This window comes from Paenibacillus thermoaerophilus (assembly GCF_005938195.1).
GTDB classification, from domain to species: domain Bacteria; phylum Bacillota; class Bacilli; order Paenibacillales; family Reconciliibacillaceae; genus Paenibacillus_W; species Paenibacillus_W thermoaerophilus.
Genome location: NZ_VCQZ01000018.1, coordinates 52220 through 68600, shown reverse-complemented (window position 1 = coordinate 68600; position 16381 = coordinate 52220). Strand labels below are relative to the sequence as shown.

9 protein-coding genes are annotated in these 16381 nt (G+C 56.6%); all 9 read left to right on the top strand.

Annotated features, from left to right (window positions below):
* Nucleotides 1-826 precede the first annotated feature (826 nt).
* On the top strand, nucleotides 827-2953 hold the full coding sequence (locus tag FE781_RS12930; RefSeq protein ID WP_170209538.1) for a DUF4855 domain-containing protein: 2127 nt from the start codon (nucleotides 827-829) through the stop codon (nucleotides 2951-2953).
* A gap of 211 nt (nucleotides 2954-3164) precedes the next feature.
* Nucleotides 3165-4709: a glycoside hydrolase family 3 protein gene (locus tag FE781_RS12925; RefSeq protein WP_138790050.1), complete on the top strand. Its 1545-nt coding sequence runs from the start codon at nucleotides 3165-3167 to the stop codon at nucleotides 4707-4709.
* 85 nt (nucleotides 4710-4794) lie between these two features.
* Complete coding sequence (locus tag FE781_RS12920; RefSeq protein WP_138790049.1) at nucleotides 4795-5706, top strand: ABC transporter permease; 912 nt, start codon at nucleotides 4795-4797, stop codon at nucleotides 5704-5706.
* Entirely contained in the window at nucleotides 5703-6575 is an 873-nt protein-coding gene (locus FE781_RS12915; protein ID WP_138790048.1) for a carbohydrate ABC transporter permease, read from the top strand. The genes FE781_RS12920 and FE781_RS12915 overlap by 4 nt, the downstream gene beginning before the upstream one ends.
* Before the next feature lie 100 nt (nucleotides 6576-6675).
* Nucleotides 6676-8223 carry an extracellular solute-binding protein gene (locus tag FE781_RS12910; protein WP_138790047.1) on the top strand — a complete coding sequence of 516 codons (1548 nt, stop codon included), beginning with the start codon at nucleotides 6676-6678 and terminating at the stop codon, nucleotides 8221-8223.
* 29 nt (nucleotides 8224-8252) lie between these two features.
* A complete protein-coding gene (locus FE781_RS12905) occupies nucleotides 8253-10076 on the top strand; it encodes a cache domain-containing sensor histidine kinase (protein WP_138790046.1) in 1824 nt (607 codons plus the stop codon).
* A complete protein-coding gene (locus tag FE781_RS12900; RefSeq protein ID WP_138790045.1) occupies nucleotides 10051-11640 on the top strand; it encodes a response regulator in 1590 nt (529 codons plus the stop codon). Before FE781_RS12905 ends, FE781_RS12900 begins: the two co-directional genes overlap by 26 nt.
* A gap of 74 nt (nucleotides 11641-11714) precedes the next feature.
* Nucleotides 11715-13274, top strand: coding sequence for an FAD-dependent oxidoreductase (locus tag FE781_RS12895; RefSeq protein WP_138790044.1), 1560 nt, complete (start codon nucleotides 11715-11717; stop codon nucleotides 13272-13274).
* A 200-nt stretch (nucleotides 13275-13474) separates the two neighbouring features.
* Nucleotides 13475-16117, top strand: a complete 2643-nt coding sequence (locus FE781_RS12890) for a right-handed parallel beta-helix repeat-containing protein (RefSeq protein WP_170209537.1) — start codon at nucleotides 13475-13477, stop codon at nucleotides 16115-16117.
* Nucleotides 16118-16381: the final 264 nt, after the last annotated feature.

Sequence of the window (16381 nt, the reverse complement as noted above, 5' to 3'; positions counted from 1 at the left end):
CCGCCTCCGGCTCCTCCAGAAAATTATGTCATAGCTACATGACTTATCCATCTTTCAGGATGGTCGATGGTTGAAAATCTAAGAACGAGTGAGAAAACGCGAGAAAACATTAAATAATAGTGGGAGGAGATCTTATCTCCTCCTAATTTGTGTTGCTGTTGTTCCTCTTCTTTCTGAAACTGTAATTTCCAGAAAATACATACTTTTATTCAAAAAACCACCTCCGTTCTGTGCCTTTCGCGCCTAGTAATATATCCCATAACATTAGTAGTTATTCACTATTCAAATCTGGGGGCGTTTGTATAATACTAGAAACGGAAAGAGCAAATACCATTATCTAGGAGGAGGATAACGATGAAGAAGTATCTTCTCCATATTTTTCCCGGAGCGGATCGGCCAGCATCTGCCGTGAGAGGCCATCTCCCCTCGGGGGAGATTCTCTAAAAAAGAGTTTACACAAAATCCTTGACAGACCCCTGACGCCCGTATTCTACGGGCTTTCTTCGTTATAAAAACGGATATGTTCCTCAATGCGTCTTTGTGCTACACAACGCCTACCGCAAACCAGATCCCAGAAACGGGAACGGCGGACGCTCGATCTCCCTCATTCCGATCACGTCCCGGTAAAGCTTTCGCCTTATCCAGATCGCGAACGTCCAGACTGACAGGATGGATGCCCTGTCTTCAAACAAGCGCTAAGGTCACAATAATCCGGCTCTTTCCACACATTTCCTCTATACCGGACAAACTCCTGCTTTCTATAATCGAGCCATCATGGCACAGCGCCGATTGGAGGGGGAGCATGAACGATTCGAGGAGGGGGTGGATGCGCATGTGGAGAATGGTCAGCGCCGTTGTGGCCGTCGCAATGATGGCCTTCCTTTTTCCGGCCAAGAGCGAAGCCGCTTATTTTCCGCCGGGCTCGCCGGGAGCAGGGGGGATGGAGGACATCGTTCTCATTTACAGCGGTTATTACAATCCGGCCAACTACGGCGGGGAAGACATTTCAGCATGGCCGGAGGAACAGTTCAAGCCGTATACCGCGTTTTTGAACGAACAGGGGCAACGGGAGGCGGTGTTTTTCCGCGATTATTTGTTCCTGGGCTTAAACGGTCCGAACGGACGGAGCTATCACCGGGAAACCGATCCGGCCAAGTCCGGGTTGAAGGCGGATTGGGACTGGTTCTTGAACCGTATTTTCACCTCTGAGATGAAACAGTTGAAAGCCTTGAACGAGCAGACGAAAGCAACGGCGAACGCGCTGGGACAGCCCGGCCTCCGTAACAACGTCGTCATTATGGTGCCGTTCGCCAATAGCAATGTAACCCAATTCGGCGATATCGACGGGGACGGTGTGAGCGAGAACCTGACGACGCTCAGCGGCAGGAAAAAAGTGACGCGGTGGTACATCGATCAAGCGGTCAGCCGATTCAACCAGGCCGGCTACTCCCATCTGACGCTGAAAGGCTTTTACTGGCTGAAGGAGGATCTGGATACAACCATTGCGGATGAAGTGAATCTGGTCAAGGACACCGCTTCTTATATCCACGGCAAAGGCAACTACGTCTTTTGCTGGATACCGTGGTCCCAAGCGTATGCCGCCACGCAGTGGGCGCAGTACGGTTTTGATTTCGCTATTTTGCAGCCGAATCACTTCGTCAACCGCGACGATACGACCACACCCGAGACGATCAAAAATTCCGCAGCGAAATCGGCCAACGCGGGGATGGGGGTCGAGATCGAATTCGACGGTCAAATTTTCCGCTCCGACAAGTACCGGGAACGGTTCTACGATTATTTGAACGGCGGCGTCGAATACGGCTACATGAACAATTCCATTCTCGGGTACTACCAGGACGTCCGGGGCATGTACGAACTTTACCGGAACAACCTGACCGGATATCGGATTTACAAGGATTTGTACAACTTCGTCAAAGGAACGTACCTCACGGACCGCGAAGTCTCGACGATGTTGAACCCCTTCGAATCGACGCGCTTCCCCAGCAGTTCGAGCGTGACGACGGCGACCGCCTCCAGTCCGCACGTACAGGGAAACGCCTCGATGCAGGCCTCGTTTGGCTTGTATGCCACCAGCGTCCTCACCGGCAATTATGGCAGCGACTTCACGATCCGTAACTGGTCGGGCTTCGACACATTCCGGATCGATGTCTACAATCCCCAGACCGTTCAAGGAGCGGTAACGGTCATCGTCGGAGACGCGAACGGGAACCAGCACTACCGTTACGCCAGTTTGTATCGCAGCAGTTGGACGACGGTGCGGATTCCGATATCCGACCTTGCCGCTGGCGCCAACGGGTCTCCCGAGGAACCGGGCACCGTTCCGATCGACGTCCGCAACATCGCCTATATCAAGTTGGTGCAGCGGAATAACGGCAATTATCTCCCGCTCCCGAACACCTATTATTTTGACAACATGCGGCTCGTCGAACATGACGGCGTCAGGTTGAACGATCTGGAATGGCAGACGTTCGGCACCAACGGGTCCGTTACGCTGACGAAGACGAGCACGACGATCCGGGAGCAAAATACGGCGATGCAGGCCAATTTCGGACTCTACAGCACGTCGATCGCGAGTCTCCAAGCGCCCGCGCATTTCAAAGAAACCGATTGGAGGAACCAGCAAGCCTTTAAAGCGGATATCTATAATCCGAACGGGAGCGCCATGAATTTGGGCATCAAGTTCACCGACAGCACCAACTTGACGTACTACAAACGGGTCACGCTGCAGCCGGGAAAATGGAACACCGTACAAGTGAATCTGGCGGACGTGGCGGCGGGGGCGAACGGGACTCCCGGGGAAGGAACTTCTTCCGCGCTGAACCTGCAGCATATCAAGCAGGTAGATTTCTACCAGCGCAACAACGGCGATTATTTGGCGCTTCCGAATCATCTCTATATCGACAATATCAGATTGGGCGTATGGGAGCCTTAAGTTGGCGGAAACAGCCCCATAGAATAACGTCCCTCCTCATCGGACAGACGGGAACGAGTTCCTGCTGTCGTGGGGAGGGATTTTTTTATGGGTCCGTCCGCATGTCACAAAATTACTTGTTTTTATACGTTCTTCCTCTATTATGCATCCGGGCAGGCCGCTACAATGAGGGTGCGTAATCCAAAAGGACGATCCGAGAAGGGAGCCCAGCATGAAGCCGGAACAATTGACGTTGGAGCAAAAAGTGGGGCAACTGTTTGCGCTCACGCATAAAGGTCCGGAGATGTCGGAGCAATCGCGGCAGTTGATCCAAGAGAAGCAGATCGGCGGCATTTTTCTGAATATCGACAGTCTTCGCACCCCGGAGCAGGTGCACCGGCTGACGTCGGAACTGCAGCAAGCCGCGCTGCAAAGCGGTCCCGGCATCCCGCTGTTCATCTCGGCGGATTTCGTGGCGGGGGCGGGCTGCAAGCTGCAGGGCGGAGCCGTGCATTTTCCGAAAAACCGCGCGATCGGGGCCGCCGGTGACGAGAAGCTTGCGTACGAAGCCGGGACAATCACCGCGTTGGAATCGCTGGCGATGGGCGTTAATTTCAACTACAGCCCGGTCGTCGACATCAACAACAATCCCCGCAACCCGGTGATCGGCACGCATTCGTTCGGCGACGACCGGGAGCTCGTCGCCCGGCTCGGGGCGGCTGCGATTCGAGGCTATCAGGACAACGGCCTGATCGCCACGGCCAAACATTTTCCGGGCCACGGGGACACGCAGGTCGATTCCCATTACGATCTGCCCGTGCTGGAGTTCGACCGTCAGCGGCTGGAGCAGTTTGAGCTGTACCCGTTCCGACGGGCGATCTCGGCCGGGGTGGAAGCGGTCATGGTCGGGCATATTGCCGTTCCCGCGCTGGACCCGTCGGGCAAGCCCGCTTCCTTGTCTTACGCGGTGACGACGGAGTGGCTTCGCAACCGCATGGGCTTCCGGGGGATGATCGTCACGGACGGGCTGTCCATGAAAGGCATAACCAATACGTACACGATGGAGGAGGCGTGCGTCCTCGCGCTTGAAGCCGGGGCGGATATTTTGCTCGCCACCGCGCGTTCGCACGAAGAGGCGCTTTCGATGGTGGACGCCGTGCTTGGCGCCGTCAGAAGCGGACGCCTTCCGGAGCGGCGGATCGACGAATCGGTGCGCCGCATTCTGGATACGAAGCGCAAGTACGGCCTTGCCCCCGAATCGTTCCGCATCCGGCCGTTTCAGCCGGACGCGCTGAATGCGCCCGAGTTCCATGCGGTCAGCTTGAACATCGCGCGCAGAGCCGTGCGAACCGTCGGTTCCGTGCCGGCGGGGCTGTCCGGCGAATTCAAGTCGGCCCCATGGATTCTGGTGCGGGACAAAAGTCTGGACCGCTTTGCGGCACTGTGGAGATCGGCCGCCGCGGACACGGCCGAAGAGAAGATCATGGACGGTCCGGAGGACTTGACCAACCTCCCCGAATGGGTCCGACCGGACGATCCGCGCCCCGTCTTGCTCGCCGTGCACCATAACAAGCCTTTGGACGATCGCCTGCTACGAAGCATCCGCGAACTGCGCGAACGCGATCCGGACCGGACGTTTTATTTGATCCATTTCGGATCGCCGTACGATTTCCTGTCGCTGCCGGGGATCTCGGGGCTGTCGCTGGCGGACAAGGCCCCTTCGCTGCAGCAGGCCGCGTTCGAGGCGCTGCTCGGTCACAATATTACCGACATTTGAACGGTTTTCATCTGGCGAAACCGCAGCGGTGTTCCTACAATGAAGCCAAAGCAAACACGATTCCTTTCGGCAGGCAGGTGACAGCATGAGGTCGGCGCTGGTTAACGGGCTGAAGTACATCCGCACGGAGTGGCTGCTGTACTTGTTTCTATTGCCAGGATTGATCTATTTCGTTTTGTTCAAATACGTCCCCATGTACGGGGTCATCATCGCTTTTCAGGATTACAGCCCGTTTCTCGGCCTGACGGGAAGCGAGTTTGTGGGCTTTAAGCATTTCGAGCGTTTCTTCACGGACGACGAATTTTTCACCGTGTTCCGCAACACGCTGCTGATCAGCGTCTACAAGCTGTTCTGGGGGTTCCCCGCCCCGATCGCGCTCGCGCTTATGCTGAACGAGGTCCGGGTCAACTGGTTCAAGCGGACGGCGCAAACGTTGTTTTACATTCCGCACTTTTTCTCCTGGGTCATCTTCGGCGGCATTGTCATCAACGTGCTTTCGGGCACGGGGCTGGTCAACAACATTCTCGTTTATTTCGGGTTCGAGCCGATTTTGTTCATGGGGGAGAAGGCCTACTTCCGGACGATTCTGGTTGCGACCGATATCGTCAAAGAATCCGGCTGGGCATCCATCATCTATCTGGCGGCGATCGCCGGCGTCGACTCGACGCTTTATGAGGCGGCCCGCATGGACGGAGCGAAGAAGCGCCACGAAATTTGGCATATCACGCTCCCGAGCATCCGCAGCACGATCCTGATCCTGTTCGTGCTTCAGCTCGGCAACATATTGGAGCTGGGCGTCCAACAGGTGTTCATGCTGTATAACCCGGTGGTGTACGAGGTGGGCGACATTATCGACACGTACGTCTATCGGGTCGGCTTGACCGAGCAGAAATACAGCTTCGCCACCGCCGTCGGCCTGTTCCAATCGACCGTGGGGCTTATCCTCATCCTAATCTCGAACAGAGCGGCGAGACGATACGGAGGTGGTCTCTGGTGAGCCGTGCGTCTGTCGGGGAGAAATTGGGAAGCGGGCTGAATTACTTGCTGCTGGCCGCTTTCGGACTGCTGACCTTGTTTCCGTTTCTGCATGTGCTGGCGCAATCGCTGAGCAGCCATACGGCGGTCGTCTCGAACCGCGTGTCGATATATCCGATCGATTTTCAGACGGAAGCGTACAAGCTGCTTTTTCAGGACGACGCTTTTTACAGGGCATTCGGCGTGTCGGCCATGCGAACCGTGCTCGGGACGGCGCTCAACATGGCGCTGACGTGCCTGATGGCGTACCCGTTGTCGCGGCGAACGTTAAAAGGACGCGGCTTCGTGATGGGAATGGTCGTCTTCACGATGCTGTTCAGCGGCGGCATGATTCCGAGCTTCCTGCTGCTGAAAGAATTAAAGCTGTTAAACACGTTTTTCGCGTTGATTTTGCCATCCGCGATCAGCGCCTTCAACCTGATTTTGCTGAAAAACTTTTTCGAATCGATCCCTTCCAGCCTGGACGAATCGGCCAAAATGGACGGAGCCGGGCACGGGACGATCCTGACGCGCATATACATTCCGCTTTCGCTCCCGGCGATCGCCACGCTTACGCTGTTTTATGCCGTCATGCATTGGAACAGCTACTTCGACGCCGTCATGTACATCAACAAGGCGGAGCTTAACCCGCTGCAAGTGTACTTGCGGAATTTGATCGTGCAGAACGAATCCAACATCGAACTGACGAACAATATGGGCTTGTTCCTCGTCGCGCCGGAGACGCTCAAGGCGGCCACGATTATGGCCAGCGTCCTGCCGATGATCATCCTGTATCCGTTTCTGCAAAAGTTTTTCGTGAAAGGGGTGATGCTCGGGGCGGTCAAGGAATAGGAGAACCGTCTGACACCGTTCGGATTCGCGCTCGTATCCCGGGAAAGGCAGAAGTTTCGATCAAGTATGCTTAAACCGAAAAAGGGGAGGGAAAACGGCAATGAAAAAAACGTTAGCCTGGTGCACGGCTTCGGCGCTGGTTTTGTCGCTTGCCGCGGGTTGCTCTTCGGGCAACCCGGCTACCGAAGGGGAAACGCCGGCGGCGGGGGAACAATCCCAACCGCCCAAAGAAGAAAAACCCCCTGTCGTCAAAGTGTTTATGATGGGCGGGCTGAAGTTCCCCGACGGCGAAACGATCAACGACAACCCGTGGACGAAGCTGCTGGAAAAAGAAACGAAGATCGATCTCGAAATCGAATACGGCCCGGCAACGCCGGAAGATTTCATCAGCAAGCTGAATTTGAAATTCGCCTCGGGCGACATTCCGGACTTTTTCGTTATCCCCGACTCCAGCCAAGCTTGGCTGATGGACAACGCCAAACAAGGCGCGCTGATGGCGCTGGACGACAAAATCGGCAATTATCCGAATTTGAAAAACAATGTGTTCCCGGAAGCCTGGGAAGCGGCGAAATACAACGGCAAAATCTACGCCATCCCCGTTCTGAACGACGGAAACCGCGGCACGAATAACATCTATATCCGCAAGGACTGGCTGGAGAAGCTGAAGCTGGAAGTGCCGAAAACGCTGGATGATTTCGTCAAGGTAGCGAAAGCGTTCCGCGACAGCGATCCGGACGGCAACGGGAAACCCGATACGTACGGCATGATCGCCTACGACAGCATGAGAGGCTGGTCGAGTCTGTTCGGCGCCTTCGGCGTCATCCCGGATTATTGGATCGTCAAAGACGGCAAAATCGTGCAATCGGACATTCAGCCCGAGATGAAGGAAGCGCTTGCGTACATCCGCAAGCTGCATCAGGATAAAGTGCTGGACAACGAATGGCCGCTGACCAAAGTGAAGGCGTACAACGAGAAGGTGAGCAACAACAAGGCCGGCTTGTACGAAGGGTCGTGGGCGGCGACGCGCAGCGAGATCCTGACCAGCAAGCAAAACGATCCGAATGCCCAATGGATCGTGATCGAGCCTCCGGTCGGCCCGAACGGCAAGCAAGGGGTGGCGGGGGGCCCGTTGTACAAATCGTTCGCCGTCGTGACGAGCGCGTCCAAAAATCCCGATGCCGTCCTGAGAATGCTCGACTGGCTGGCCATCCAGGAGAACCTCGACAAGTTCGTCTTCGGCTTCGACCAATACGGCGAAAACTTCATGTACACGAAAAAAGACGGCAAGCTGCAGCTCAACTTCGAAAACCACAACAAATACGGCTACCGTCAACAACTGATGTTCATGCAGCCAAAAGAACTGAATACGAAAAAGATGGAGTCGCTCGGGGCGGAGTTCAATCTCGTCGAAAATATCAACTTCTCCGTGAAATACGGCATCGCCAACGCGTTTACAGGGGCGCCGACGCCTTCGATGATCGAAAATTTGTCCGCCCTGCGCAAATTGCGGGATGAAACGTTCACCAAAATCATCATCGGCGAACTCCCGATCGACGCATTTGACAAATTTGTTTCGGATTACAATGCAAAAGGCGGAGAAAAAATCCAAAAAGAAGTCGAACAATGGTATACTGGGAAAGGCAAGTAATACCAAAGACATGACAAACGGTGATTGACGTGAAAGCGAACAAGACTCCGATAATCGGAAAGCGCACCATCAAGACGAAGCTGATGATGTTCGTGGTGGGCAGCCTTGTTCTCTTCGCGGCGGTCACCTTTTCGCTTATCGTCTGGTTTCAGAACGTGCTGGAGGATAAAATCCGCCAGTCGGCGCAACAGGCGGTCGGCACCGTAACCGGCAACGTGGACATGTTCATGCGCAACGCCATCAAGCTGTCGGAGTCGATTGCCGCCGACGACGGCTTGCTCAGACTGCTGCGGGACAACCGCGATTTCCGGTCGCCTAACGCGTTATGGCCGCTTATCGAGCTGCTGAATGCGTTGAAATCGTTTTCCGTCATCAATCCCTATATCGATTCGATCGGCATCTACAATCAATATTCGAACAAGGCGCTGACGACCAAGGACGGCATTTATTCCGTTCCTTCCGGGGTGACGCCTTCCTGGTTGGAAGTCGTGAAATCCTACAAAGGAACGCCTTACGTCGGGGTGGGGCTGGACTATACGGCTCCGGTCTACTCGGAGAGCCGCGGCCTAACCTTGACGATCGCCCGGCTGCTGCGGTCGGCGTGGCAAGGAGACGGGGCCGACGTGCTGTTCATCAACATGGCCAATTCCGTATTCCGCCAGTTGACGGGCGAGAGCGAGCTTTGGCCCGGGACGGGAATCGTCGTGTTCGACGAGTCCGGCAGCGTCGTCTACCATCAAGGAACCGGAGCGTTCACGGAAGCCGTCCGGAGCGGCACGGCCGTGTCGTACTTCGGGGCGGACGGCCCGGTTTACGAAACCGTGACGCTCGGCGGCACCCCCTATTTGCTGGCCGGTGAGAAATCGGAGATTACCGGCTGGAATACGGCGATGTTTATCCCGCAGCGAGAGATTATGAAGGATATCGACCGGATGAAGCGGCTCGTGATGGTGGTGCTCGCGGGCGTATTTCTCGTGTCGTTTCTGTTGTTTTCCATTCTGTACGTGCAAATCTTCACGCCCATCCGCCAACTGATCGGCAGCATCCGCCGGGTGGAGAGCGGGGCGGGCTTTACGCCGATGCCGATCTCCCGCATGGATGAGCTCGGATACTTGCAGCAGCGCTTCAACGATATGATGGTGAACGAGCAACGGATGCGGAAGGCGATCTACGAGCAGGAGCTCCGCAACAAAGAAGTCGAATTGAAGCTTTTGCAATCGCAGATGAATCCGCATTTTCTGTACAATACGCTGGATTCGATCTACTGGGCGGCCGAAGAGTCGGGCAACCGGGAAGTGAGCGACATGGTGCTCGATTTGTCCCGGTTTTTCCGCTTGAGCCTCAGCCGCGGAAAAGACTTCGTCACCGTCCGGGAGACCGTGGAGCATCTCAAAACGTACATTCGCATCCAACAATTCCGGCATACCGGAAAATTTGCGGTGGAGTGGATGACGGACGATTCCATGATGGAATTAAAAGTGATCAAGCTGATGCTGCAGCCGCTGGCGGAAAATGCCATCGTGCACGGGATGGAGGCTTTGGCCGATGTGTGCAAGCTGACGATCCGGATCGTCCCCGACGGGCCGTGGGCGGTGTTCGAGGTTTCCGACACCGGAATCGGGATCGAGCCCGGCAAGCTGCGGGAGTTGATAGCGGAGATCGAGCAGCGTCAGGATATCGGCAGACGCACGTACGGATTAAAAAATTTGTACCAGCGTCTTCGCCTCGTCTACGGGGACGATATGCGGTTCGACATCAGCGGAGAACCTTTCAAGGGTACGACGGTTACGATTCGAATATCCTTGTCGCGCTTGGAGGAACGGCCGCATGAACATGAAGGTGATGATCGTTGAAGATGAGCCGAGGGTCCGCAAGGGGCTCTCCGAGGCGGTGGAATGGGAAGCCCACGGCATGGAGCTGGTGGCGGCGGCGGAAAACGGCCTCGACGGCTACCAGTTGTTCTGCCGGTTCAAGCCCGACTTGATTCTGGTGGACGTGCGCATGCCGGTTATGGACGGCTTGTCGATGACGGAGAAAGTGCTGGAGGAGCAGCCGAATACGATCGTCATCGTGCTGACGGGGTATGACGAGTTCGAATACGCGCAGAAGAGCATCCGCCTCGGCGTCCGCAATTACGTGCTGAAGCCGGTGGGTAAGCAGTTGCTGCTAGAGGAATTGCTGGCCGCTCGCGAGGCGTGGATAAAAGAACGGGAGCGCAATCACGATACGGAGCGGTTGCGCGAACAGATGGAGCGGCAGCTTCCCGTGTTGCGTTCCGCCTTCCTGGAGGATTGGCTGACCGGGACGGAATATGCCGCGGAGCAATTGGAAGAAAAGATGTCCTTCCTGAACCTGCCGCTGAAGCCGGGCGATCCGGCGTCGGTTGCGGTGTTCGAGCTGGACGCCGACCGTTCCGTCCGTCCGGAGGACCTGCACCTGTATCAATTCGCGCTTCATAATATCGTGTCCGAATTGTCGAGCCGATGCGGCGCGGCCCATATGCGGGGCAACGGCCAACAAACGGTTGTCGTCTATCAGACCGCCGCGGGCCATACGTTAAACGACATGTTGCAATGGGCCGAGAAGACGAAAAACGAAGCGGTCCGCTTCCTGAAGCTGTCGGTTACGGTTGGCGTAAGCAGACGTGTCCTTCCGCTCGAGCAAGTTCCCGAGCTGTTCCGGGAAGCGCAGCAGGCGCTCCGCTTGAAGCTGTCACTTGGCTCCGGGCACGTGCTGGTCGACGATCTCGGCCCGCCCGCCTCGGAGCAGCTTCCGCTGCCGACCGATTCGGATTTGGCGCTGCTTGTGCATGGCGTGGAATTAAACGACGAGCTCCAGTTGGAGCGGATCTTTAACGAATTTTTCCATAAGGTCAAACGGATGAATCCGCCTCACCGGTATCCGGAGGAACTGTTTTTTCCGTTTGCCGGCCTTTATGTGTCGTTGGCGCACCGGTTGGGCAAAGGCGTCCGGTCCGCGCTGAGCGACAAGGAGTACGCGCTGTTCCGCTCCCCCGAGCAATTCGCCAGTCTGGACGACATGCGCGATTGGCTGACCGAACGGTTCAAGGCGTTGAGCCGGAGCTACGAGAAATACCGGAAAGGACGCAAAGTGAAGCTGATCGAGGCCGTGATGGACTATGTCGAAGCGCATATTTTCGACAACATTACCCGGGAGGATGCGGCGGAACATATTCACATCAATTCTTCCTATTTAAGCCGGCTGTTCCGGGAAGTGACCGGCGAAGCCTTCTCCGACTTCGTCCTCAGGAAAAAGATGGAGAAGGCGATCAGCCTGCTTCAGAACGAACAGGCGCTGGTGTACGAAGTGGCGGACCGCCTCGGTTACAAAGACTCGAGCTATTTCGCCAGAGTGTTCAAGAAGTACACGGGACGAAGCCCGTCCGATTTCAGTTGATCGCAGGCTTGGTTATCGCTATATGGTCGGCCGATATAGGGTCGATCGAATCTATAACAGGGGGCAAAATGGAAATGAACGGCGAGTACAGGGCAGACTTGGTCATCGTGGGCGGAGGAACCGGCGGATGCGCGGCCGCGCTGGCGGCATGCCGAACCGGCAAAACCGTCGTCATGACGGAAGAAACGGAGTGGATCGGCGGGCAACTGACAAGCCAGGCGGTCCCTCCCGACGAGCACCAATGGATCGAGCATCACGGCTGCACGCGCAGTTACCGGCAGTTCCGGGAAGGAGTCCGCCGATATTACCGCACGCATTTTCCATTGACGGCGGACGCACGGCTCAAGCCTCTGCTGAATCCGGGCAACGCGATTGTCAGCCGGATCAGCCATGAGCCGAGGGCGGCGCTGGCCGTCCTGCACGAAATGCTCGCACCGTACATCCACAGCGGGAAGCTGCGCATTTTGTACGGCGTGCGCGCGGAAAGCGCGGAAGCGGACGGCGACCGGGTGCGGGCCGTTACCGTCCGCCATGTGGAATCCGGGGAGAGGTTCGTCTTAAGCGCGCCTTATTTTCTGGATGCGACGGATTGCGGGGACGTCCTGCCGCTGACGGGCACGGAATACGTAACGGGCGCCGAGTCGAGGAGCGACACCGGCGAGCCGCACGCGGTGGACGGGCCTGCTCTGCCGATGGATATGCAGGCGTTCACCTACTGTTTCGTCGTGGATGATCTGGAAGGCGAGGACCACACGATTGAGAAGCCCGAGGATTACGAATTTTGGCGCGGCTACCAAGCGGATTTTTGGCCGGGCCGCCTGCTGAGTTGGACCGCGGTCAAACCGTCCACGCGGGAACCGAGGGAATATACCTTGTTCCCGCGAGGCGACTTGTTTCCGCTGTGGGTATACCGCCGCATTATCGACAAAAGCTTGTTCGAACCCGGGACGTTCGCCAGCGACATGACCGTTGTGAATTGGCCGCAGAACGACTACTGGCTCGGGCCGGTCATCGATGTGCCGGAGGAGGAGCGGCTCATGCACCTGAAGCGGGCGAAGCAGCTCAGCCTGTCGCTGTTGTATTGGATGCAGACCGAAGCTCCCCGGCCGGACGGAGGAATCGGCTATCCCGGACTTCGGCTGCGCAAAGATGCCGTAGGAACGAAGGACGGGCTCGCCATGGCCCCGTACATCCGGGAGTCGAGAAGAATCCGGGCCGAGACGACCGTCGTGGAACAGCATCTGAGCCCGGCCGCGAGACCGGACGGCAAGGCGCAGACGTATCCGGACACCGTCGGGATCGGCTATTACCATATCGATCTGCACCCGAGCAGCGGCGGCCGGCATTACATCGACATTCCGAGCCTGCCGTTCCAGATTCCGCTCGGCAGCCTGATCCCGGTCCGGATGAACAACCTGCTCCCGGCCTGCAAAAACATCGGGACGACCCATATTACGAACGGCTGCTACCGGCTGCATCCGGTGGAATGGAATATCGGCGAGTCCGCCGCCTTGCTCGTCTCCTATTGTCTGGACCGCGGCGTACAGCCGAGGGAAGTGCGCAACAGCCCGGAGCTGTTGGAAGACTTCCAGCGCGAGCTGGTTCGCCAAGGCATCGAGCTGGCTTGGCCGTAAGAACAGGGAACGGGAGTCGACGCATGGAGCCGAATCCCAAATCCTCCTTTTAAATTTATCATACTTGGACTTGGAAGGGTTTGGAACGAGAGCAATCGAGTTAGCAAAACCTGTCGAAGTTTGAAATGGCACTCAGGCTTCTCGATAATTTATGATATAATGGGACAACTCAGATCTGAGAGGGCCGGGAGGCGACCAAGTTGATAAAGCGGCTTGATCACGTCCGTATGATGAAAGCAGGATTCCTGCTGCTGATGACGATCATGATCTTGAGCGTCTCCGCGCCGTTATCAGCATTTTCCGGCTACCAGGCCCCCGGCAAGGTCTACTACGTCGCTTCGGATGGGAACGACAGCAACCCGGGGACGAAGGACGCGCCTTGGCGGACGATCCAGAAAGCGGCGGACACGCTGATTGCCGGGGAGACTGTACTGGTCAGAGAAGGCGTGTACAAGGAGTTCGTGTCGATCCGTTCATCGGGTTCTGCGGCAGACGGGTATATCGTCTTCCAGGCGTACCCCGGAGAACGTCCTGTAATTGACGGATCGGAACTGGACCTGTCCGGCGGTGAGAGCGCGCTCGTCCAGTTGAGAGGGGTGAGCTTCGTCGTCGTCGACGGTTTCGAGATTCGCAATCTGCGCTCTTCCCAAGACGACCAGTACCCGGCGGGAATCCGGGTGCAATATGGAGGCACGAATATCCATATCCTGAACAATGACGTGCATCATATCGAGAACGTGTCTAGCGGAGGCAATGCGCACGGCATTCATGTGTACGGCAACTCGGCGCTTTCGCTTAAAAATGTCCGGGTCAGCGGCAACCGGGTTCATCATCTGGTGCTAGGCTCCAGCGAATCGTTGACACTGAGCGGCAATATCGACGGCTTCGTCGTCGAGAATAATGTGATTCACGATAACAACAATATCGGCATCGACATTGCCGGATACTACGGCGCCTGCTCGTTGCCGTGCATTGACCAGGCGCGGAACGGTATCGTCGCGGGTAATACGGTCTACAATATCGATTCGTCCGATAATCCGGCTTACGGCGGCGGTTCTAACAGCGCAGGAGGCATCTACGCGGACGGTGCGGCGAATGTCGTCATCGAGCGCAACCAGGTCTACCGCAGCGGCTTCGGAATCGAGATCGCCAGTGAGAATCGCGGCAAGACGACGAGCCGGATAACGGTACGCAGCAACTATCTTCACCACAACGACGGCGCCGGGATTATCATCGGCGGCTCTTCGCCCTCGAACGGAGGGGCCGCGGACAATCTGATCGCCAACAACACGTTGATCGAGAACGACCAGCGCCGTCAGGGCTACGGAGAGATCGCCATCCAGGAGAACAGCACCGGCAATATCATCGTCAACAATCTGATCTATGGCATGGCGGGTCAGCCGTTTGTCAGTAAGTACAATATAAGCGGCTCGGGGAACCGGTTCGATTACAATCTGTATTATCGACCGGATGGCGCGGACGGAGTATCCTGGAGCTGGCAGGGGCAGACGTATAAAACCTGGGAAGCTTACAAGCAAGCGACGGGGCATGACGGGAATTCGATCTTCGCCGATCCGAAGCTGGCCGATCGGAGTCAAGATATTCGGCTCACGGAAGGGTCTCCCGCTATCGACCGGGGAGCGGATGTTTATGCCGCCCGTACGGATTACGACTTCTTCGGACAAAACCGAATCGTACAGACGGCTGTCGATATCGGAGCGGCCGAGTACGGAGGAGACAGTTTGCCCGCCCAGCAGGAGCCGAGCCCGTCCCCTGAGCCTCAGCCGATTCCGTCCCCGGCACCGGGGCCGATACCGGAAACGCAGCCGAATCCGAACCCGGAGCCGACCGATACGGGTGGACGCTTCACAGTGGACGGCGACTTCTCCGATTGGGACGGGGTTGCGGAACTGGCCGTCGGGCACTCCAATGTCCGATCGGTCAAATCCGCAATCGCGGAAGGACAACTGTATGTGCTCGTAACCGGTAATCTGCTCAGCGACAAGGGGCAGCTCTATCTCAATACCGACGGCAATCCGGAGACCGGGTTCCAAGCGCCTTACTGGAACGGAATCGGAGCGGACTACTTGCTGGAGAACGGCGTGTTGTACCGCTACAGCGGCGAGGGCGGCACGAATTGGGGATGGACGGAAATACGTTCTTACAGGAAGTCGGGAAAATTCGTGGCGACATCAACCGTAGTCGAAGTATCCATCGATCTGTCGGATCTCGGGATGAACGGGAACGGTCCGGTTGATATGGGCTATGTCTGGAAAGACTCCTACTCTCACAAACTGCCCGGAGGAAGTACTCCGCTGAAAGTAGGAGGTGCAGTTCAGCCGGGAGAACCGGAGTTGCCGGCCCCGGCCCCGGGGATCGTGCTGGACGGATCTTCGGAGGATTGGGCCGGCATTGAGCCGCTTGTTCGCAGCGAGTCGAACCCTCGCTTGCTTAAAGTAGATAACGATAGCGAGTACCTCTATCTGCTGGTTGAAGGCAGCGCCTTGCTTACCAAGACGCAAATTTATCTGAATACCGACGGCAGCGCGGCGACCGGGTACACGGCTTCCGATTTGGTCGCCGGCGGAGCCGAATATCTGCTCGAGTACGGAAGGCTCTACCGCTATACGGGCAAGGGCTCGAACTGGTCCTGGCGGCAAATCTCGAACTTGAAGCGGGCTCAGTGGTGGCTCGAACGGGACGACTTGATCGAGGCGGCTGTGCCATTGAGCGAACTGGGTGTACGGATTGGCTCCCCGATTGCGATAGGCGTCCATAAGGACGACAACCGCTTGACCCAACTGCCGGTCAGCGGCGACATGGCGGCCTATACGCTGCAATAATTGCAATTATGGCGGTGACGTGAAACGGCGCGGCATCCTTGCGACAAGGATACCGAGGCCGTTTCTTGTTGCGCAGGAATGATACCTGATCGACAAGTAACGGGAGTTAACGCGACTGACCTGATTCCCTTATAATTCATTGATTTTTTGCCTAGATAGGCACTAGTTCATGTGCTATCATGGGAGTTATAACCTAATTCTTCCGAAAATCGACTAGAACCTCTTGGGTAATTATTCCTAATAGTTTCGGGATGTACGGTGATG